Annotated in this window: 23 protein-coding genes and 2 rRNA genes; 18 read left to right on the top strand and 7 right to left on the bottom strand. The window is 63.9% G+C overall.

Annotation, left to right across the window (positions count from 1 at the left end; translation table 11 throughout):
• Window positions 1-51 precede the first annotated feature (51 nt).
• Both G522_RS0123080 and G522_RS0123085 read right to left on the bottom strand, forming a co-directional pair.
• Entirely contained in the window at window positions 52-1,263 is a 1,212-nt protein-coding gene (locus tag G522_RS0123080; RefSeq protein WP_026793050.1) for an MFS transporter, read from the bottom strand.
• A 75-nt stretch (window positions 1,264-1,338) separates the two neighbouring features.
• Entirely contained in the window at window positions 1,339-1,785 is a 447-nt protein-coding gene (locus tag G522_RS0123085; RefSeq protein ID WP_026793051.1) for a VOC family protein, read from the bottom strand.
• A gap of 187 nt (window positions 1,786-1,972) precedes the next feature.
• Here G522_RS0123085 and G522_RS0123090 point away from each other — a divergent pair, with 187 nt between their 5' ends.
• From G522_RS0123090 to G522_RS0123110, 5 genes are all read left to right on the top strand, one after another.
• Window positions 1,973-2,443 (top strand): MarR family winged helix-turn-helix transcriptional regulator, encoded by a 471-nt coding sequence (locus G522_RS0123090; protein ID WP_026793052.1) that lies wholly within the window; start codon window positions 1,973-1,975, stop codon window positions 2,441-2,443.
• Window positions 2,444-2,668: 225 nt separating this feature from the next.
• Entirely contained in the window at window positions 2,669-3,094 is a 426-nt protein-coding gene (locus G522_RS0123095; RefSeq protein WP_026793053.1) for a GFA family protein, read from the top strand.
• A gap of 89 nt (window positions 3,095-3,183) precedes the next feature.
• Entirely contained in the window at window positions 3,184-5,097 is a 1,914-nt protein-coding gene (locus G522_RS0123100; protein ID WP_036840673.1) for an ABC transporter ATP-binding protein, read from the top strand.
• Between the two features lie 89 nt (window positions 5,098-5,186).
• Window positions 5,187-5,489, top strand: a complete 303-nt coding sequence (locus G522_RS0123105) for a type II toxin-antitoxin system TacA family antitoxin (protein ID WP_425414092.1) — start codon at window positions 5,187-5,189, stop codon at window positions 5,487-5,489.
• A gap of 3 nt (window positions 5,490-5,492) precedes the next feature.
• Window positions 5,493-6,002, top strand: coding sequence for a GNAT family N-acetyltransferase (locus G522_RS0123110; protein ID WP_026793056.1), 510 nt, complete (start codon window positions 5,493-5,495; stop codon window positions 6,000-6,002).
• Window positions 6,003-6,068: 66 nt separating this feature from the next.
• Here the strand turns inward: G522_RS0123110 and G522_RS0123115 are convergent, their stop codons facing one another.
• A complete protein-coding gene (locus G522_RS0123115) occupies window positions 6,069-7,553 on the bottom strand; it encodes a multicopper oxidase family protein (RefSeq protein WP_026793057.1) in 1,485 nt (494 codons plus the stop codon).
• Between the two features lie 91 nt (window positions 7,554-7,644).
• Window positions 7,645-7,989, bottom strand: coding sequence for a hypothetical protein (locus G522_RS0123120; RefSeq protein ID WP_026793058.1), 345 nt, complete (start codon window positions 7,987-7,989; stop codon window positions 7,645-7,647).
• A 244-nt stretch (window positions 7,990-8,233) separates the two neighbouring features.
• Between G522_RS0123120 and G522_RS0123125 the strand changes: the two genes are divergently transcribed.
• From G522_RS0123125 to G522_RS0123180, 12 genes are all read left to right on the top strand, one after another.
• Complete coding sequence (locus G522_RS0123125) at window positions 8,234-8,611, top strand: hypothetical protein (protein ID WP_026793059.1); 378 nt, start codon at window positions 8,234-8,236, stop codon at window positions 8,609-8,611.
• 167 nt (window positions 8,612-8,778) lie between these two features.
• Complete coding sequence (locus tag G522_RS29285; RefSeq protein WP_051229148.1) at window positions 8,779-9,582, top strand: DUF305 domain-containing protein; 804 nt, start codon at window positions 8,779-8,781, stop codon at window positions 9,580-9,582.
• Between the two features lie 80 nt (window positions 9,583-9,662).
• Window positions 9,663-10,916, top strand: a complete 1,254-nt coding sequence (locus tag G522_RS0123135) for a 2Fe-2S iron-sulfur cluster-binding protein (protein WP_026793060.1) — start codon at window positions 9,663-9,665, stop codon at window positions 10,914-10,916.
• 1 nt (window position 10,917) lies between these two features.
• Complete coding sequence (locus G522_RS0123140; RefSeq protein WP_026793061.1) at window positions 10,918-11,652, top strand: hypothetical protein; 735 nt, start codon at window positions 10,918-10,920, stop codon at window positions 11,650-11,652.
• Window positions 11,649-12,488, top strand: a complete 840-nt coding sequence (locus G522_RS0123145) for a cytochrome c3 family protein (RefSeq protein ID WP_051229150.1) — start codon at window positions 11,649-11,651, stop codon at window positions 12,486-12,488. Before G522_RS0123140 ends, G522_RS0123145 begins: the two co-directional genes overlap by 4 nt.
• An 88-nt stretch (window positions 12,489-12,576) precedes the next feature.
• Window positions 12,577-13,032 carry a hypothetical protein gene (locus tag G522_RS0123150; RefSeq protein ID WP_026793063.1) on the top strand — a complete coding sequence of 152 codons (456 nt, stop codon included), beginning with the start codon at window positions 12,577-12,579 and terminating at the stop codon, window positions 13,030-13,032.
• A gap of 203 nt (window positions 13,033-13,235) precedes the next feature.
• On the top strand, window positions 13,236-13,937 hold the full coding sequence (narI, locus tag G522_RS0123155; protein ID WP_026793064.1) for a respiratory nitrate reductase subunit gamma: 702 nt from the start codon (window positions 13,236-13,238) through the stop codon (window positions 13,935-13,937).
• Between the two features lie 428 nt (window positions 13,938-14,365).
• Window positions 14,366-14,929, top strand: coding sequence for a ubiquinol-cytochrome c reductase iron-sulfur subunit (gene petA / locus G522_RS0123160; RefSeq protein ID WP_026793065.1), 564 nt, complete (start codon window positions 14,366-14,368; stop codon window positions 14,927-14,929).
• A gap of 24 nt (window positions 14,930-14,953) precedes the next feature.
• Window positions 14,954-16,231: a cytochrome b gene (locus G522_RS0123165; RefSeq protein ID WP_026793066.1), complete on the top strand. Its 1,278-nt coding sequence runs from the start codon at window positions 14,954-14,956 to the stop codon at window positions 16,229-16,231.
• A 19-nt stretch (window positions 16,232-16,250) separates the two neighbouring features.
• Window positions 16,251-17,108: a cytochrome c1 gene (locus G522_RS0123170; protein ID WP_026793067.1), complete on the top strand. Its 858-nt coding sequence runs from the start codon at window positions 16,251-16,253 to the stop codon at window positions 17,106-17,108.
• Window positions 17,109-17,276: 168 nt separating this feature from the next.
• Entirely contained in the window at window positions 17,277-17,804 is a 528-nt protein-coding gene (locus G522_RS0123175) for an adenine phosphoribosyltransferase (RefSeq protein WP_026793068.1), read from the top strand.
• 51 nt (window positions 17,805-17,855) lie between these two features.
• On the top strand, window positions 17,856-18,545 hold the full coding sequence (locus G522_RS0123180) for a pentapeptide repeat-containing protein (RefSeq protein ID WP_026793069.1): 690 nt from the start codon (window positions 17,856-17,858) through the stop codon (window positions 18,543-18,545).
• 56 nt (window positions 18,546-18,601) lie between these two features.
• On the opposite strand, the gene G522_RS0123185 is transcribed toward G522_RS0123180, so the two are convergent.
• Complete coding sequence (locus G522_RS0123185; protein ID WP_036840676.1) at window positions 18,602-19,336, bottom strand: Crp/Fnr family transcriptional regulator; 735 nt, start codon at window positions 19,334-19,336, stop codon at window positions 18,602-18,604.
• A 142-nt stretch (window positions 19,337-19,478) separates the two neighbouring features.
• Here G522_RS0123185 and G522_RS28385 point away from each other — a divergent pair, with 142 nt between their 5' ends.
• Complete coding sequence (locus G522_RS28385; RefSeq protein ID WP_051229152.1) at window positions 19,479-19,847, top strand: response regulator; 369 nt, start codon at window positions 19,479-19,481, stop codon at window positions 19,845-19,847.
• 164 nt (window positions 19,848-20,011) lie between these two features.
• On the opposite strand, the gene rrf is transcribed toward G522_RS28385, so the two are convergent.
• Both rrf and G522_RS0123200 read right to left on the bottom strand, forming a co-directional pair.
• Window positions 20,012-20,127 (bottom strand): 5S ribosomal RNA (rrf, locus tag G522_RS0123195).
• Between the two features lie 143 nt (window positions 20,128-20,270).
• Window positions 20,271-20,575: ribosomal RNA gene (locus G522_RS0123200) — 23S ribosomal RNA — on the bottom strand; the annotation flags it as partial.

The raw sequence follows: 20,575 nt of genomic DNA on the forward strand, positions 1-20,575 counted from the left end.
GGGCGGGTGGCAAAAGCGGACAAGAGACGGCCGAAGACGCCCCTAGGCGTTTTACGCTGGCGCCAGCGCCCCTTCCTGCCTTGTCGGGAACGGCCGGAAGGTGAGCAGGATCAGGGCGGCGGCGAGGCCCATGCCGCAGGAGGCGATGTACATCAGCGCGTAGCCGTTGAAGTGGTCGTAGATCATGCCGCCCACCAGCGGGCCGGTGGACATGCCGAGGCTGCCGGCCATCGCCGTGCCGCCCATGATGGTACCCATCATCTTCAGCGGGAAGTTCTCGCGGATGATCACCGCGTAGAGCGGCATGGTGCCGGCGTACATCATGCCGACGAACATGGCCACCGCATAGAAGCCGCCGAGCTGGCTGACGAAGGCATAGGAGAGCACGCCGAAGGCCTGTGCCAGCAATCCCAGGACGAGAACGCGCTGGGCGCCGAACCGGTCGCCGGCCAGGCCGAAGCCGATGCGGCCGAACATGCCGGCAAAACCCTCGACGCTGTAGATCGATACGGCGGCGATCATCGGGATGCCGCAGGTCACCGCATAGCTCACCGTGTGGAAGATCGGGCCGGAGTGAGTGGCACAGCAGAAGAAGTTGGCCAGCATCAGCGTGATGAACTGCGGCGACAGCACCGCCTGTCGCACCGTCATGTCTGCTTGCGGCTCGTTTGCCGCCATCTGGGGATGGGTGCCCTCCAGCGCCGGCGGACGGCGGACCAGCAGCGACACGGGGATCATCAGCGCGGCGGTGATGCCGGCGATGATCAGCATGGAGGTGCGCCAGTCGTGGAGTGTGACCAGCCACGCCGCGAACGGCGCCATGGTCAGCGGCGCCATGCCCATGCCGGCGGAGACGAGCGACACGGCAAGGCTGCGCTGCGTATCGAACCAGCCGGTGACGCAGGCCATCATCGGCGCGAAGACCGCCGCTGTGGCCGCGCCGACCAGCAGGCCGAAGGTGAACTGAAACTCGATCAGCGATGTCGCCCGGCTGGCAAGCGCCAGGCTGCCGGCCAGCACCACCGAACCCGTGAGCACGACGGGCCGAGGCCCGAACCGGTCGGACAGGCCGCCCCACGCCATGCTGGCCACCGCCATGGCCAGGAAGCCGACAGTCATCGCCGTGGATATGCCGGTGACGGACCAGCCGGTCTCCTTCGACATCGGCTGCAGGAAGACGGGCAGCGAGAACATGGCACCGATGGCGACGCAGCCCAGAAGACCGCCCGCCGCGACGATGACCCAGCGATAGGAATGGTTCATTCGTTCCCCCAACGGCAGCGCCCGACGCCAGTCATGCGTCGGCGCGCGCCTGATATTTTCCCAGGTATCTCCCGATCAGCCCTGCTGCGGCTTCCAGTCGGGTGAAGGCATGACGTTGATCATCCAGGGGATGCCGAACTTGTCGATCAGCGAGCCGAAGCCCGGCGACCAGAAGGTTTCCTGGAACGGCATCACTGCCTTGCCACCCGCGGAAAGCTCGGTGTACCAGCGCTGCGCCTCGGCTTTGTCCTGGGTGTGCAGGGTCACGTCGAAACCGTTCTTGGGCTTGTCGATATTCTTGGCCCATTCAACGTCCATGTCGGCGCCCATCAACGACTGATCGCCAACATCGAGCCAGCAATGCATCAGCCAGGTCTTGTACTTCTCGTCGGTAATCGGCATGCCCGGCGGGGCGTCGGCATAGGTCATGGCGGCCTTGATCTTGCCGCCAAGCACCTTGGCGTAAAACTCGAATGCCTCGCGGCACTGGCCCTGAAAACTCAAGCTGGTCACGATCTTCATGGGTCTCTCCTCTCCAAAACCGGAATTTGCTTTCCCTGGATTTGCCTTGGCGGGGCGCAACGCGCCCGGCGAACGCGGTCCTACCCTCCGCGCCCTGTTCGCCGCGCCGATATCGCCTGCGATATCCATTGACGCGTCATCATCTACGTTGATATCAACGTAAAAGTACCCCGGATGTCAACCCCAAATGCAAATGACTGTCAATCCGAGCTTTGAGACGACCATTCTGGTGCGCGACACCTGTCTGTGCCTGCATGCGCAGCGGGCGGCGCGGGCGCTGGCCCGCCGCTTCGATATCGCGCTGAAGCCGGCCGGCATCACCAGCGGCCAATTCTCGCTGCTGATGTCGCTCAACCGCCCGCATCCACCCAAGGTCGGTAGCGTGGCGGCGTTGCTCGCCATGGACAGAACGACGCTCACCGCCAACCTCAAGCCGCTGGAGCGCCGTGGCCTCGTCGCCACCGAAGCCGACCCGACGGACAAGCGCGCCCGTCTGCTGCGGTTGACGCCGGCAGGCCGCGCGGTTCTTACCGACGCCGTGCCGATCTGGAAGGCCGTTCATGCGGCAATCGAAACGGGCCTGTCAGATCCAGGTCGGCTGCGCTCCGAGCTGATGGTGCTGTCGCGACCCGACGATCACGATGGCAGCGCCGGATAAGGCAGCTCCAGTCACTGCGGCGCTCATCAATAACACCCCTGCCCCACTTCGGCCCCGCTGACCTTAGCCGGTCAGGCGATAGAGGTTGCAGGCCTTTCGAAAACGGCGGACGCTTGAGAGGAACCGAATCCGTTTCACCTCGTCAACCAGGCGGATGCAGACGAACGCTCCAATCAGATCCCTCCCCAGGATGGACGCCGCAGCGATCCGAACAGGAGACAAAGCATGCCGGGTGACAAGACCATTCGGACGGGCCAATGCCATTGCGGCGCCGTCCGTTTCGAGGTGACGCTCAGCGACGGCTTCAATTCGATCCGCCGCTGCAACTGTTCCTACTGCCGGATGCGCGGCGCCGTCGTCGTCATGGCGGAGATGGGCGGGGTGAAGATCCTCGAGGGCGAGGACAAGCTCACCACCTATCGCTTTCACACCAAGACGGCACAGCACTTCTTCTGCTCCGTCTGCGGCATATACACCCATCATCAGCGGCGGTCCGACCCGAACCTCCATGCCGTGAACGTCGCCTGCCTCGACGGAGTGAGCCCGTTCGATTTCCCCGAGGTGCCCGTGATGGACGGCATCAACCATACCAACGACACCGGCACGCCAACGCGCCGCGCCGGCACACTCCGCTACGTTCCATCCGACTGACCGGCAAGAATCGCCGGCATCACAAGAAATTTCTCGGGATTCCGCCGGCTCTCACTTGTGTCTCGCAGCGATACGGCCACATTCGGAGCATGCCGTCGCTTCCCTCGCCCATCGCCCGTCTGTTCGCCTGGTTCGAGAGCCGGATCGATCCGTTCAAACCGACGTCGGGCGTCCACCCGCTGACGCCGCCCACCACCAAGTGGCGCATCCTGCGCTTCTTCCTAGGTGAAACCGGCTGGCCGTTGGTGGCCATGGCGGTGCTGACGCTGATGTTGTCGCTGACCGAAGTGGTGCTGCCGATTTCCATCGGCTGGCTGATCGACGCGGTGACCGAGGCCGATCGGGTTGGCAGCCGCGTCATCGACTGGCACATCGTCACCCTTTTCATCCTGCTGCTCTTGGCCGCGCGGCCGCTGGTCACCTTCCTTTCCCAGCTCGTTCGCAATCAGGTGCTGTCGCGCAACATCGGCACGCTGGTGCGCTGGCGCACCCATGAATTCGTCGCCAAAGCCGATATCTCGTTTTTTCAGAACGACTTCGTCGGTCGCATCGCCACCAAGGTGACACAGACCGGCCAGGCGATCCGTTCGCTGATCCGCCTGTTCGCCGATCAATTGCTATTCGTCGTGCTCTACATGGTCGGCGTCATCGGCTACCTCCTCTTCAAGCATCCGCTGTTCGCTGCGCCGCTGATCGTCTGGACGGTGGCCTACGTCATCCTGGTCTATTCCTACGTGCCGCGCAGTCGCGCCGCCGCCCGCGAAGTGGCCGATACGGCGTCCGTGTTCTCCGGTCGTCTCGTCGACGGCTATTCCAACTACATGACGGTGCGCCTGTTCACCGCCTCGACGCGCGAGGATGCCTATGTGCGCGAGGCGCTCGAAAGCGGCATCACCGCCACCGGCAAGCAGATGCGGCTGATCACCGGCCTCTCCAGCCTGCTGACGCTTCTCAACGGTCTGCTGTTGGCCATGAGCGGCCTTGCCGGCCTGACGCTCTGGAGCCGCGGCATGGCGACACCAGGCGATATCGCCTCGGTGATTGCCATGACGCTGCAAATCCAGCAGCTGTCGCGCATGGCCACCATGAGCCTGTCCGACCTGTTCGAAAGCGTCGGCACGCTCGACGACACGGTGCGCTCCTTGTCGAAGCCACAGCTCATCACCGACCGCCCCCATGCCAAGCCGCTGATCGTCAAGGGCGGCGGCATCGACATCGATCACCTCAGCTTCGGCTATGGCTCCGGCCGGCTGGCCATCGACGACCTGACGCTCAGCATCGCACCGGGCGAGCGCATCGGCCTCGTCGGCCATTCCGGGGCCGGCAAGTCAACGCTGGTCAGCCTGCTCCTCCGTCTCTACGACATCAGCGAAGGTTCGGTCCGCATCGACGGGCAGGACATATCCGCCGTCACGCAGAACTCGCTGCGCGCGACGATCGGCGTGGTGACACAGGACACCTCGCTGCTGCATCGGTCCATCCGCGACAATATCAAATACGGCCGGCCCGAGGCGAGCGACGAGGAGATGCTGGCGGCCGCCCGCATGGCCCATGCCGACGAGTTCATTCCCGAGCTGACCGACAACCGGGGCCGCATCGGCTTCGACGCCTATGTCGGCGAGCGCGGTGTCAAATTGTCCGGCGGCCAGCGGCAGCGCATCGCCATCGCCCGCGTGCTGCTGAAGAACGCGCCGATCCTGGTGCTGGACGAAGCGACCTCGGCGCTCGATTCCGACGTTGAGGCGGCCATCCAGGACAGCCTCGGCGTGCTGATGGAAGGCAAGACGGTGATCGCCATCGCCCATCGCCTTTCCACCATCGCCCGCATGGACCGGCTGGTGGTGATGGATGCCGGCCGCATTGTCGAGATGGGCAGCCACGCCGATCTCATCGCCCGAGGTGGTATTTATGCCGGCCTCTGGACCCGCCAGACCGGGGGCTTCCTGAACATCGACGATGTCGAACCGGTGGCTGAAAAGCGGCCCGTTGCCAGCGAGCTCTAGAACACGTCAAGCCGGAAACGAGGCTCGACCTCAATCAGTCGTATTGCAATTTGCACTACACTCACTATCATGGAGCCGATAAGGAGTCGATGATGTCGAGCACGACCGAGCGGAAAGACTACCCGGTATCAATGCGCCTCCCCGAGGCGGATCTCGCCTTGATCGATCGCGCCGCAAGGCTGCGCGGCCGGTCCAGGACCGATTTCGTGCGCGAAGCCGCCATGCAGGCGGCTGAAGAGGTCGTTCTCCAGACACTCCCGATCCGCATGAGTCCGGAAGGCTTTCAGGCCTTCGTCGAGGTGCTGTCGGAGCCGGCACGGCCAGTTCCCGAAATGGTCGAACTGCTGAAGCGCCCGGCGCCGTGGGAAACGTCCGAAAGCGATAAGCGCTGACGAATGCTCCTCTCGGCTCCCGAACCGCTCACCGCCCAGCATGACGTTTCCGCCTTCGCCTGCTGCAAGCCCGCCCTCGACAACTGGTTGAAAACGCGGGCGTTGTCGAACCAGCAAAAGGGCTTCACCGCCGTGATCGTCGTTCACGACGCGGGCCGGGTGGTCGGCTATTACGGTCTTGCCCCCACCGCCGTTGTGCCGGCTGTCATGCCCCGATCGATCCGCACCGGTCAGCCGCCCGATCCCATCCCATGTTTGCTGCTCGGGCAGTTGGCAACCGACACTGCCTATGCCGGCCAAGGCATCGGATCGGGCTTGCTCAAGCATGCGCTGACGCGTTGCGTCGCCGCCGCGAACCTAATCGGCGGCCGCGCCTTGCTGGTCAACGCCATCGATGGCGAAGCCGCAACCTTTTGGCGCCGGCACGGCTTTCTGCCCTCGAGGGACGATGCGCTGATGTTGTTCCGGCCGATCGCCGACATCGCCGCGTCCTTGCGGTTCGCCGAAGGCTGAAGCATCGGCGCCCGGCGTGGCGGCGCAAGGCAAAGGATTGCCCTGCGCCTCCATGCGGATCTGCCGTCACACGCCTTCGTAGGCGAAGGTTGCCATCATGCCCGCTGCCATATGGTAGAGGTGATGGCAGTGGAAGGCCCAGCGACCGGGGTTTTCCGCATCGATGGCGATGGTGACCGTCCGGCCCGGCGGCACCAGCACGGTGTCGCGCACCGCACCGGCAAAGCGCGCCCCACCGTCGAGGCCGATCACCTGGAAATGGTGGCCGTGCAGATGCATCGGGTGGGCCATCATCGACGCGTTGCGCATGTCGATTTCCACCCGCTGGCCCTTCTTCACCTTGATCGCCTCGCTGCCGGGCATCGCCCAGCTGTAGCTCGCCATGTCACCGGTCAGATCGATGGCGTAGCGGACATCGGCCGACCGATCGGCGAGCGGCGTGACGGCACGCAGACCAACCTCGTAGGCGATGTCGAGAACAGGGCCCGCCGCCTCGCCGACCGGCGACAGCTTGGGCACCGTCGATCCGGCCGTGCCGATGACGATGCCGGTTCGCTGCGGCCCGCCCTCGCGCAAGGCCAGGATGGGGAAGGCGCCGCCTTCGGCGGGAACGCGCAGACGGATATCGAGCCGCTGCCCCATGGTCATCGGGAACCGCTGGGCTTCGACCGGCTGGATCGGCTGACCGTCGACGGCCACCACCTGGCCCTTGAGGGCGCCGAGATCGATGGTGAAGGCGGTCGCCGTGGCGCCGTTGATGATGCGCAGGCGAACGTTGCCGCCCTTCTCCACCTTGACCACCTCCGGATCGTCGAGCGTCCGGTCGTTGGCGAGATAGGCGTCGTATTCGATGTCGTTGAGATCCATGGCCATGCCGGCCATTCCCGGCATCGATCCCATGTCCATCCCGGTCATGCCCTGCATGCTGGGCATCGCCGCCATGTCGTGGCCCTTGCCGCTCATCCCGGACATGTTCATCCCGGACATATTCATGCTGGATTGGGCGGCGTGGTCGCCCGAAGCGCCGCCCTTCAGCTTGGCCAGCAATTCGGCCGCCGGCGTGAAGGAAAAGTCGTGCAGCAGCACAACGACTTCCTGCTCGTCGGCGGACTTCTCTTCCGGGCGCCGCACGATCAGCGGGGCCGCCAGCAAGTTCTGCTCCTGCAGCGTATGAGCATGCATCCAGTGGGTGCCGCCGCCCCCCACCGGGAAGCGGAAGGCGCGGGTTTCACCGGCCTTGATCAGCGGCATCGGCGCATCGGGCACCCCGTCCTGGTTCCAGGGCGGGGTCAGTCCGTGCCAGTGGATGATGGTGTCCTCGCCGAGCGTATTGGCGAGCGCCACGTCGAAGTCGGCGCCGGCATCGAAGGACAGGCCCGGCTTTCCGTCGGGACCGGTAAGCGAATAGACGGTGGCGGCGCGGCCGTTCACGTCGAGGGTCCGCGATGCCAGCGTCAGGGTTCTCCCCGTCGCGGCAAAGGCGCGGAAAGTCGGCATGGCAAGGACGGCGGCACCGCCGAGGGCAGTCTTGAGGAGAGTTCTGCGGTTCATGATCGATCCATAAATTACAGCGGCCAGCGGCGCGCTGCTCGCCAAAAGCGAGTGTTCGAGTGAAAGCCTTGGCGGGAAACCCGCGAAACGATCAGGCGAACGATCTGGGAGGATCGAGAGGTGGGGCGACGTTGCGGCCCGTCAGGGCGGCGGTGGCGGCGAAAAGGCTGAGCGTTGCGGCCGACATCGGTTTTGCCACGGCCGCCGTCACCGGCAGGCCGGCAAAGGTGCAGATCGCGCCCAGGCAGCAGTTCATTTTGGCGCAGCCGCCGGCATCGTGCTTGCCGGACTGGCCTTGCAGCATCATCGCCGAGGCGCAGCCGTCGGCGTCCTGCTGCGCGGAGAAAGCCGCCCCCATATCCGTCCCCATGCCGGCGGCATAGGCGCGCGGCCCCGGCGCGACGGCCAGGAGCAGGGCAAGAACGGCAATGAGCATTGTGAAGGAGCGTATCAAGGGCATCGACGCCTTAAGTGAACGTCCAAGGTGGCAATTATGTGGTTCGGCAATCGCTTGGTCAAGACGCTCACGCTGGGTGCGATCTGACAGCACAGCGCCGTTCCGGACGGAAGCTAACGAGCGCAAGCCGGTTTTCAGTCACTGCGCCGCCACCGACATCGATCGGCTGCTACGTATTTTATATCAATGGCGGACTGCCAGCGCCTATGCCACGTTATAGCCTATGCGCCGTTTGTCTCACCTTCGCTGGCTGTTTGCCTGGATTGCGATCCTGGGCATGCTGTCGTTGCCTCTGGCAGCGGCAACGGCGATGGCTGCCGACCACGGCCGGACGGCGACTGTCGACCTGGCCCAGCAAGGCCCGGTTTTGACCGCTCCCGATTCCGATCCCTGCTGCGCCGCCCATCAGTTCGGCACCACCGAATGCGGCAAGGTCGCCTGCGTCGGCGCAATCGGCTGCATGGCGAAATGCGTACCCGGCACCGCCGCCCTGATCACCAAGGCGGCGACCAAGGCATTCGGCAGCCATCTCATCCCATCCGATGAGGTGACGATCGCACTTTATGGGCCGGAACCGCCCATGGAGCCCCCTCGGTCCTGATCCTGCACCTCCCATTCGTCGGGATGGCCGCGCCTTGGCGCGAGTATCCGGCGGATTGACGCAAGATCAGCTTTTTCGGCCACGGCCGAAACATCCTGAAATCCCGCAGACGAAACCGGCAGCCCCAAAGGGGAGCCTCGTTCTGCGTTCAGAATCCGAGGAAAACCATGACTAAGCTTCGTTCCACGCTTTTTGCGACCGTCACCCTTGCCACTGTCGCCTTCGCCGTTCCGTCCTTCGCCATGATGATGCCGATGGGCGGTGGCTCTTCGATGCCCTCGGGCTCGTCTTCGGGCGGCATGATGATGGACCAGATGGAAATGCCGATGCCGAGCGGCGGCCAGATGGGCAACACGCCGCAGCAGGGCATGCAGCAGCCCGGCATGCAGACGCCGCAGGCCGGCGACCAGCAGCAGAGCCAGGCCCAGCCCGGAGTTCAGCAGCAGCCGCAGGGCATGCCGCAGCAGGGCATGATGATGACGCCGCAGCAGATGCAACAGGCCATGCCGGGCATGAATCCGCAGAACATGCCGATGCAGCCCGGCCAGCCCATGATGCCGATGGGCCAGCCGATGTCCAACGCAGCGCCGGGTGCTGCCTGGTCGCAGACGGCTCAGTATCCGGCACCGCAGGTTCAGGTGCCGCCGACGCCGGCCGCCCAGGCCACGGCCTGGACCTACTCGCGCCTGGTCAACAACCTGAACCAGCCGCTGACCGGCGCGCCGGACAAGGACTTCCTGCAGGGCATGGTCGCCCAGCACGAAGCCGGTATCGACCTTGCCCGGATCGAACTGCTGCATGGCACCGATCCGGAGGTGCGGAAGATTGCCGAGCAGGTGGTCGCTTCGCATGAGGCCGAACTTCAAAGCCTGAAGACCCTGGCCTGGGGTCAGGCTACCGCCCAGACGGTCAATCCGGCCGCCGTTCCGTCGGCGGACCAGAGCGCTCACACCACCCACGTCATCAAGTAAGCGGCGCACCGGAACCCGGCGTCCTTCGCGGCGCCGGGTTCCGGACCACTCTCGCTCCCCTTCCGATCGAGGATCCTCCTGTGCCTCTGACGCCGATTGCTTGCGACAGCAAGCGAACTCACCTCTTCTCGAAGCCTGCCGGCTGGCTGCCGGTCGTGCTGGCGCTCGTCCTGTCCGGCGCTTCGCCGGCCTGGGCCGACCTGTCGCCGACCGATCACACCGCCCATCATCCTGCCCCGACGATGACCCAAGCCACACCGATGGCAACGCTGGGCCTCACCTACGTTCCAGCCTATGCGGCTGGCCAATATGCGGCGCCGTCCGACATTCCCAAGACGGCGTTCGCCACCATGCCGGCGCCCTCTCCGGCTGCCCCGCCGATGTCCGGCGGCTCGATGGGGTCGGCGCCCGGCGCCGGCCAGATGATGGCGATGATGGGCGAAATGGGCATGCCGCAGCCCGCTTTCTACCCGAGCCTGATGGCGATGCCGCAGGTCGGCCCGGAGCAGCGCCTCTCCCTTGAGATGCAATCCCACCAGTCGATATCGGCCGGTGCCGCGTTGATGACGGATGGCCTGGTCCAACTGTCGCGTCGGACGGCCGACGTCGATGCCGTTGCGGTCCGCAACGCCCTCGACCAAATCAAGCAGGGGGCATCCCTGACCGAAGCCGGCCTTTCCGGGCAACGCGTGCTGACCGGAGAAGCGCCCCAGCAGGTCGCGCTTGGCTGGTTTCGCCGCCAGATGAACATGCCCAGCCTGGTGGAAGCCGGCGATCAATGGGTCATCTACGGCCTGACGCCGTTCCATCTCACCGTGATGCTGGCGCTCATCCTCGCCTCGATCACCCTGGTGGCCACCTACGTCTATCGCATGGGTGCCGCTGCCCAGCTTGTCCGCCGCATAAGCTCCCACATGCCGCACCTGCCGCACCTCACCCACCGGTCTTCCACGCCGCCCCCGGCTGAACCGGCTGTGCCGCCTGCCCAACCGGCCTCCTCACCGGCAGAGCCGGCCGCGGGCGCCGCAACCTCGCAAGCCAAACCCGCGACCATGCCAACAGCGCCGACAGCGCCGGAGACGGCCGAAGTCGTGTTTTCCCGATCTGGAAAGACGGTTATCCTGCAACCGGGAGAAACCCTTTATGACGCGGCGGAGCGGGCCGAGGTGGAGATCGCCGGCAGCTGCCTCACCGGCACCTGTGGCGGCTGCAAGATCACGGTTATCAAGGGCGATGTCGTCACCGAGGGCGAGCAGGAAGCTCACCACGTCGAAGACGGTACGGTCCTGGCATGCCAGTCCCATCCGCGCGGCAAGGTCATCGTGAGGGCTTGAGATGGGCGACCGCGAACGCATCCTGGCCTGGGGTTTGATCGTCCTGCTCGTCCTGCTGGCTTTCGGCTTCTTCGTCGAGCCGCAGCCGCGCTTCCCGGGCAGCCTCGGCGGCAGCGCGATCGGCATTGCCGGTGCGCTGTTGATGCTTGTCGCGATGCTCTACACGCCCATGCGGAGAATAGGCGCCATCAAGCGCCTGTTCGGCGGTGTACGCGGCCTTCGCGTCGTCCTGACCATCCATATCTACGCCGGCCTGATCGGCCCGATCCTCGGGCTGATCCACACCGGACGACGCTTCGAACATGGCCTCGGCATCGCCCTGACGGCGCTGATGCTGGCAACGGCGCTGAGCGGCTATGTCGGCCGCTACATCCTGAGCCGCATAGCCGAGCAGTTGCGCGACAAGAAGGAGCTGCTGCACGGGCTAAGCCGGAATTTCGACGAGCTCCTGGAGAACGAAGCACCGGCGGAACCGGCGGCGCGCAGCTTCGCCGCCTATCTCGGCCGGCTGCTGACTCCCTGGCACCGATCCCATGCCGAGGAGCCGCCGCATCCGCGCCAGGTAGCGGCTGCCATTGCCGACGTCAAATCGGCGATCGTCGCCTATGGCACCATCAGGGCCGCGTTCAGGCGCTGGCTCGTCGTTCACATCGTCTTGTCGATTGCCCTGATGCTCCTGCTGGGACTGCACGTCTGGCAGGTGCTCTATTTTGGACTGAGGTGGCTGCCGCTATGAGAACGCTCGTTCTGGTCCTGACCATCGCCCTGTTTCTCGCCGGCAGCTGGCTGGGTCAGCTGGCCTATGCCCAGTCGGTGCCTGATGGCACCAAGCCGGCGGCCGCGCCCCAGGCGACATCGATCCCGTGGAAGGGCTGGGTCAATCCCGCCCCTCTGTCCAAGGCGCATGCCTTCCTGGCCGACAAGTGCGAGAGCTGCCACACGCCCTACAAGGGGCCGGATCCGACCGCCTGCCTGAGCTGCCACGCCGACAATCCGCGCCTGCTCGAAATGCAGAACACGGCCTTTCACGCCAACATCAGCACCTGCTCGGGCTGCCATGTCGAGCATCAGGGCGCAGACCGCCGACCGATCAACATGGATCACGAGGTCCTGGCCAAGGCCGGCGTCACCTGGTCGAACAAGCTCTCCGAAGCCTCGCCCGACAAGACGGCGGCGGCAGCGCACGACAGCTCGCCTCTTCTTGCCGACCTCAAGGCCTATCTCGCCGGCATCGAGCACGGCAAGGCGGGCGGATCGCCGGAAGCCGAGGTGCTGCAATGCTCGTCCTGCCATGCCAAGCAGGACCCTCACCAGAACCAGTTCGGCTCCGAATGCGCCACCTGCCACAGCACCAAGGTCTGGTCGATCCCCGAGTTCGTCCACCCCTCGCCCAACTCGCGCGATTGCAACCAGTGCCATCAGGCGCCACCCAGCCATTACATGGAACACTTCACCATGATGTCGCAGCAGATTGCGCGGCGCCCCGACGCCAAGGTGGAAGATTGCCAGGCCTGCCATCTTACCAACTCCTGGAACGACATCGCCGGCGTCGGGTGGAGCAAGGTTCACTGACCAAGGCAAGAAGCCATCAATTCGCGCGGCGATGCGCCCCGATCGAGATGGTTCGAAACCCGTAGCTTGGAAAATAGGAGAATAGGAAATGAAGACCACGCCGAACTCGAAATCACGTCTATCTCGCTCCCGCCGGTGGTTGGTGTTTGCCGCCGTCGCCGTCGTGCTCGGCGGCGGTATCAAGGTGGGATTGTCCGCGCTGACCGGGTCAGCCATTGGAGCCCAGCTGCCGATTCCGGCCGGAGCCCATTTCTCATCCTGGGCCGACAATGGCAAAGACGGCGAACGCGTCGTGCAGCTTGTGCGAGGCGCCCTGCCGGTGGGCAGCCTTTCAGTGTCCGGTGTCGTCGAGTCGGATTCCAATTGCACGCCCGACGCCCAGGGCATCAGTCACTGCAACAACATCATTACCCTGGCCAACGGAAGCGAGATCGAAGTCATCCATAACCATGCCATGATGGATCACGAGTGCCTCGCGCCGGGCCAGAAGCTGTCGCTTTCAAAACTCGATGGAGACTGGCTCGTAGCAAGAGGTGCCTCCTGAACCTAGAGCATTGTGCGGAAAAGTGGAAACCGGTTTTCCGCAAAAACAATGCGACAACAGGCTCTAAGAGCGTCCCTCAGTGGCCGGCGTGCCGGCCGCTTTGGGCGAACGCCCGGCCAATCCATGTCGGACCGTTGGTCCGGATCTGACAGACCGAAGCGATGCGGGGGCTTGGTCTCGCCCCTCTTGTCAGGGAGTTACAGATGAACGTCTGGATCAACAGCCTGGTGTTTGGCTGGTATCCCTACGTCAGCCTTTCGATCTTTCTTCTCGGCGGCTGGCTGCGCTTCGATGGCGCCCCCCACTGGCAGCATGAAAGTCCGAGCCGGCTTTGGAGCTTCGGACCGCTGGCATCGGGCGGAGCGCTTTTCCATGCCGGCATCCTGACCCTCCTTCTCGGCCATCTTGTCGGTCTGCTCACCCCCATCGAAGCCTTCGAGGCTATCGGCATCTCGCATGGGATGAAGCAAACGATGGCGAATGTGATCGGCGGCGCAGCCGGCGGCATCGCCCTGATCGGTCTCGCTCTGATGGTACGCCATGGCCGGAGCGGGGCACGGGAACGGCCAAGGAGGTCGCTTGGCGACGTTGCGATCCTGCTTCTCATCATGATCCAGCTCGGGCTGGGTCTCGGCACGATCGCCTATGCCGTGGCCGAATACCCCAGCGGCTGTGGTGCGCTGCCGTTCATGTGGTGGGCGCAGAGCATCGTGGCGCTGAAGCCGGGGGCGGCTGCCGGCTACGCAAACGAAATCCCATTCATTTTCAAGCTGCACATGATCAATGGCATGACGATCATGCTGGTCTTGCCGTTCACTCGGCTTGTGAACACCTGGGGCATACCGGCTTTAATTGCCGGCCGCGGCGGCTGGATGCAGCGTCGATACCGATTTACGTCCAGATAGAGCGGCGTTCGATCTGATTGAGTGAGATCGGCGCTCTGTTGCGCACTCCCGACCCAAGTCGGCGCTTGCGTCGATGGCGGTGCATTTTCCTCGATCTCGACGGCAGTCGCCATGACCGCAGTAAAACCACTGATAAGCGAGCTGTAGGGCGCCGGTAACGGCGCCCGAACTTTTTGGAACAAATCCAAAAATCAGACCAAAAACTCAAGCGGACCAACTGGACAATGCCCGGCGTTGATGCATAAAGGGGGCCGGAAAGGCATCCGTAGCAAGGCGTAGTCATGCCCGCTTCGGAAGCCGCGCAAGTTGTTGAAACCATTTTCTTCAACCTCGCCTCGACCGTCACGGACGGGGTGGCGTCGGCGAGGATGTTGAAGCGGTCGTATGCCGATCGGTGGCGGCCGCTACCCACGCGAAAGGAAGCGATCTTGGCTGAGAGTGATACACCGGCAGAACCAACGCGCCGCGATTTCCTCCTGCATGCTGCCGGTGCTTTCGGCGTAGTCGGCGTGGCGGCTGCGGCCTGGCCCTTCATCGACCAGATGAATCCCGACGCCTCCACCCGTGCGCTGGCGTCTGTCGAGGTCGATATTTCCGGTGTAAAGCCCGGGCAGGCCGTCACCATCATGTGGCGCGGCAAGCCGGTGGTGATCCGCAACCGCACCGAGAAGGAAGTCGAGGAAGGCAAGGCGGTCAAGCTCGAGGATCTCAAGGATCCGCTGGCCCGCAACGCCAATGGCGACGCCAATGCCGATGCAACCGACGCCAACCGTGCCGCGGCGGGCAAGGAGAACATCCTCGTCATGACCAAGGTCTGCACCCATCTCGGCTGCATTCCGCTTGACGAGTCCGGCGAATTCGGCGGCTGGTTCTGCCCCTGCCACGGCTCGCAGTATGATACGGCCGGTCGCATCCGCAAGGGTCCGGCGCCGGAAAACCTGCCGATCCCGCCCTACGCCTTCATTTCCGACTCCAAGATCCGCATCGGCTGATCGCCCTTCCCGACGAGGTTATCCATGTCCGGTCATTCGACCTATGTCCCGAAGACGGCCCTCGGGAAGTGGTTTGAGGCGCGCCTTCCCGTCGTCCGCCTCCTGCACGACACCGCCGTTTCCTATCCGACCCCGCGCAATCTCAACGCTCTCTGGACCTTCGGCGGCATCCTGGCGATGATGCTGGTGGTGCAGATCGTCACCGGCATCGTGCTCGCCATGCACTATGCCGCCGACAGCACCGTCGCCTTCCGCTCCGTCGAGAGCATCATGCGCGACGTCAACTGGGGCTGGCTGATCCGCTATCTCCACGCCAACGGCGCGTCGATGTTCTTCATCGCCGTCTACGTCCACATCTTCCGCGGCCTCTACTACGGCTCCTACAAGCCGCCGCGCGAGATCCTGTGGATCCTCGGCGTGATCATCTACCTCTTGATGATGGCCGCCGCCTTCATGGGCTACGTGCTGCCCTGGGGCCAGATGTCCTTCTGGGGCGCCACCGTCATCACCAACTTCTTCACGGCGCTGCCCATCGTCGGCCAGCCGATCCAGACGCTGCTGATTGGCGGCTTCTCGGTCGACAACGCCACGCTCAACCGCTTCTTCTCGCTGCACTACCTCTTGCCGTTCCTGATCGCCGGCGTCGTGGTGCTGCACGTCTGGGCGCTGCACGTGGTTGGCCAGAACAACCCGCTCGGCATCGATGTGAAGAGCGACAAGGACACCGTGCCCTTCACGCCCTACGCCACGTCCAAGGACCTGATGTGGATCGTGCTGTTCATGATCTTCTACGGCTGGTTCGTCTTCTATCAGCCGAACTTCCTCGGCCACCCCGACAACTACATCGAGGCGAACCCGCTGGCGACGCCGGCCCACATCGTGCCGGAATGGTACTTCCTGCCGTTCTACGCCATCCTCAGGGCCATCGACTTCAACCTCGGGCCGATCGACTCAAAGCTCGGCGGCGTGCTTGCCATGTTCGGCGCCATCGCCGTTCTGGCCTTCCTGCCCTGGCTCGACACGTCGAAGGTGCGCTCGGGCCGCTTCCGGCCGATCTTCAAGGTCGCCTTCTGGCTGTTCGGCCTCAACGCCCTGTTCCTCGGTTTCCTCGGCTCGGTGAAGACCGACGACATCATCATGGGGTTCCAGGCGGTGGTATGGGCAAAGCTCAGCACGCTCTACTACTTCCTCTACTTCCTGGTGATCCTGCCGGTGCTCGGCTACATCGAGAAGCCGAAGCCGCTGCCCGTGTCGATCAACGACGCGATCCTGGCGAAATCGGCTCCCAGTTCTGTCCACTGACGCCCGACGGAGAGAAATCATGACTGCCAAGATGATCCGTTGGGCCGCCGCCGCTTTTGCCGCCGGCATCGCCCTCACCTCTTCGATCGCCGTTGCCCAAGAAGCGGCGGTCGAGTACCCGCTCTTGAAACCCACGCGTCAGGAATGGTCGTTCGCCGGTATCTTCGGCCACTACGACCAGGCGCAGCTGCAGCGCGGCTATCAGGTCTATAAAGAAGTCTGCTCCGCCTGCCACTCGATGAAGCTCGTCAAGTTCCGCAACCTCGCCGACGAGGGCGGGCCGGGCTTCACCGAGGACGCGGTCAAGGTGCTGGCCTCCACCTATTCCATCCAGGACGGCCCCAACGACGCCGGCGAGATGTTCGAGCGGCCGCGCCTGCCGTCCGACGCCTTCCCCTCGCCGTTTGCCAACGACAACGCGGCGCGGGCCGCCAACGGTGGCGCCCTGCCGCCGGACATGTCGCTCTTGGCCAAGGCGCGCGCCGTTCATCGCGGCTTCCCCTGGTTCGTGTTCGACATGTTCTGGCCCTATCAGGAACAGGGCCCGGACTACATCGTCTCGTTGCTCACCGGCTATCAGGACCCGCCGGAGGGCGTGACGGTGCCCGAGGGCACCTATTACAACCCGCACTTCATCAACGGCATCTCCCTGCGCATGCCGCCGCCGCTCGACAACGACGTTGTCCAGTATTCCGACGGCACGCCGCAGACCAAGGAACAGTATGCCAAGGACGTCTCGGCCTTCCTGATGTGGGCAGCCGAGCCGCATCTCGACGCCCGCAAGGCGCTCGGCTTCAAGGTGATGCTGTTCCTGATCGTCTTCGCCGGCATCCTCTACTTCGTGAAGCGGCAGGTCTGGCGCGACGTTGCCCACTGACCGCCTCGCGGCGAATGCTCGGAAAAGGGCCCCTCACCGGGCCCTTTTTCATGTTTGCCGACAAAACCCGGGAAAGCCGCCGTCAGACGGCTGTTGGAAGGCCGAAACTGTTGCGGCCCGAAGGCGAGCCGTCTAGAACGAGCCGTAACTTCTTCAGGAAGCCCTTCCATGAATCTGGCCGACACCATTCGCGCGATCCCCGACTATCCCAAGCCGGGCATCATCTTCCGCGACATCACCACCCTCTTGGGCAATGCCCGGGCCTTCCGGCGCGCCGTCGACGAGCTGGTGCAGCCCTGGGCGGGCGGCAAGATCGACAAGGTGGCCGGCATCGAGGCGCGTGGCTTCATCCTGGGTGGCGCCGTCGCCCACCAGCTCAGCGCCGGCTTCGTGCCGATCCGCAAGAAGGGCAAGCTGCCGCACGAAACGGTGTCGATGGTCTACAGCCTGGAATACGGCGTTGACGAGATCGAGATGCACAAGGACGCCATCCTGCCCGGCGAGCGCGTCCTGCTGGTCGATGACCTGATCGCCACCGGTGGTACGGCCAGCGCCGCCGCCAACCTGATCCGCCAGATGGGAGGCGAACTCGAAGCAGCCTGCTTCATCGTCGACCTGCCGGCGCTCGGCGGTGCCGACAAGCTCCGGGCACTCGACATCAACGTCCGCACGCTGATCGCCTTCGAGGGCGAGTGATCGACAGCCGCCACGGTGGCGTCGTTTCCGTCTGGCACGAAGGTGGCTGCGATGAGCGACATTCCGACCATCGACCTCACCGGCAAGGCCGTCGATCAGGCCGGTCTGAGCAAGCTCATTGCCGCCAATGCACCGCGTCGTCTGGTTGGCGCCGATTTCAGCGGCCTTTCCTTCGGTGAGGCCGACCTTAACGGCTGGCAATTCGAAGCCTGCACCTTCGGTCACGCCAAGCTCATCCGCACCCGGCTCGCTGAAACACGCTGGTCGAACTGCAAGGGTGCCTTCGCCGACTTTGGCCGCGCCGACCTCATCGACGCCGAGATCGTCGCGTCGGATTTCAACAACGCGATATTCCGGCAGACGATTCTCACCTCCGTCGCCTTCCGCCGCTCCAAGCTGACGGGCGCCGATTTCACCGATGCCCGCACCGTCGATCTCAAGCTGGAGGAAGTGCTGGCGGTCGATGCGCGCCTGCCGAAAGTGTCCTTCCGCGATCAGACACTGACGCAGGTCGATCTGTCCGGCGCCTTGCTGGAGGGGGCCGATTTCCGCGACGTGGTGTTCGAGAATTGCAGCCTGCGCGATGCGCAGCTCATCCGCGCCCGCTTCGAGGGGGCCGACCTGCGCGGTGCCGATCTCGGTGGCATCCGGCTCGACGACGCGGCGCACTTTCGCGGCGCCATCATCTCCCGCGCCCAGGCAACGTCGCTCCTGAAGGAGCTCGGCCTGCGGGTGCTCTAGGGAGTATGCCTCGCTGGACGCGCGGGCCGGCTGTCGCTTGCTCCGACGGCGGACGCCTAGGGCTCGGGATAGACGCCCTTCAGCACCGTATTGAAGTGGCCACGGACGATATCGTTGCAATTGCAGGCCATGGCCGTGAGATTGGCATGGTCGAGGACGGTAAGCCGCCCTCTTTGCGTGTCCACCACGCCCTCCGCCTTGAAGTGACCGATGACGCGCGTCGTATAGCTGCGACCGACGCCAAGCATGCCGGCGAGCTGGTCCTGGGTCAGCGTCAGTTCGTCGGAGCCCGTTCGCTCGCTGGCGGCCACCAGCCAGCGGGCGGCTCGCTGCTGAATGGAATGGGAGGCGTTGCAGGCACTCGCCTGGAATACCTGCGCCAACAGACAGTCGGCATAACGGTTGAACAGCGAGTCGATGGCCGGCTCCGCGGCCTTCAGAGCGTCGAGGTCGTTGAGGGATATGCGCGCGAAGGTTCCGCCGAACAGCACCACGGCCAGTGCGAACGCCGGCAGATGGCCACGGCTGACGATGCCACCGACCGCTCCCTCGCGCCCGATCAGCGCCGTTTCCACCTCGCCGCCGTCGCTGAACGACACCCGATAAGAGGCCATGGCCTTGCCGATCGGAAAATAGGCCCATTCTACCCGACTGCCCGGCGTCTGCATCGCCCGGCCAACCTCCCCTGCCCACGGTTGCAGATGCGAGACCAGAAGTTCCCATTCACGAGGACGCAGCGCATCGATCAGATTGTTGCCGGTCTTGCCCTCGAAGGTCGAAATGGCGGCCATGAGTGTTCCTACGGGCGTAAAAAATCGCAGAAGTTCTTTAGTTGTGTTCAGTTTTGGACATACAGAAGCGAACCGAGCCGGTAGTATCCTTAATCCCAAAGTAAAGTTGATTTCAAGCGATCACGAGATCACGAGGTGCCAGATGACAGGCGAGACGCAAGTCCTCGTCCTTGAGGACGAGCCGCTGATTGCCATGGACCTTGAAGATCTATTGATCACAAAGGGATACCAGGTCGTAGGCCCTTTTTCCACAGCAGCGGACGCTCTTGAAAGCTTGGCTCAGACGCAGCCCGATACGGCGCTGCTCGACATCTATCTCTTCAACGGCACATCCTTCGACGTGGCGCGTGAACTGAAGCGGCTGGGAATAGACTACGCCTTCATGACGGGGCTGGTAGCGCCTGACCTTCTGCCGCCGGACCTCGAGGGATCGCGCATCATTCTCAAGCCTTACAGGGAAAAGGAGCTGCTTTCCTTCGTGGCGACCAGAACGACCGAGGGAAGCGTTTGATCGGCCGCGAAAGCGCCAGCAGGCTCACCTTTCCACGGTCCAAATACAACAAAGCCCTCATCGATTTCTCGGTGAGGGCTTTTGTGTTGTCTGTCGTGTTTGTCTTGTGTGAAGAGGTTTTGATCGTGTGGTTTGGTTTGTATCTTGTGTCTTGCACTTTGCAGGCCTGGCAGCGACCTACTCTCCCGCGTCTTAAGACGGAGTACCATTGGCGCTGGGGAGTTTCACGGCCGAGTTCGGGATGGGATCGGGTGCATTTCTCCCCGCCATGACCACCAGGCCGGCGAAGGGCAAGAGCTCGTGGCACGGCTTTGTGGGCTGTGTCATGAGCGAAGAATGTATGGTCTTTGGCGGCTTTTGAGGGCCGGATCGTGTTGGTGTGTTCCTTGTTTCATCCTTTTGGGATGGACAGGGATAATGAGAGCGATAAAGCCGATCGAGCTATTAGTACCGGTAAGCTTCACGCATTGCTGCGCTTCCACACCCGGCCTATCAACGTGGTGGTCTACCACGGCTCTGATAGGGAGCACTGGTTTTGAGGTTCGTTTCCCGCTTAGATGCCTTCAGCGGTTATCGAGTCCATACTTAGCTACCCTGCAATGCGGCTGGCGCCACAACAGGTCCACCAGAGGTATGTCCATCCCGGTCCTCTCGTACTAGGGACAGATCCTCTCAATACTCCTACACCCACGGCAGATAGGGACCGAACTGTCTCACGACGTTCTGAA

It is taken from the genome of Pleomorphomonas oryzae DSM 16300 (assembly GCF_000422965.1).
GTDB classification, from domain to species: domain Bacteria; phylum Pseudomonadota; class Alphaproteobacteria; order Rhizobiales; family Pleomorphomonadaceae; genus Pleomorphomonas; species Pleomorphomonas oryzae.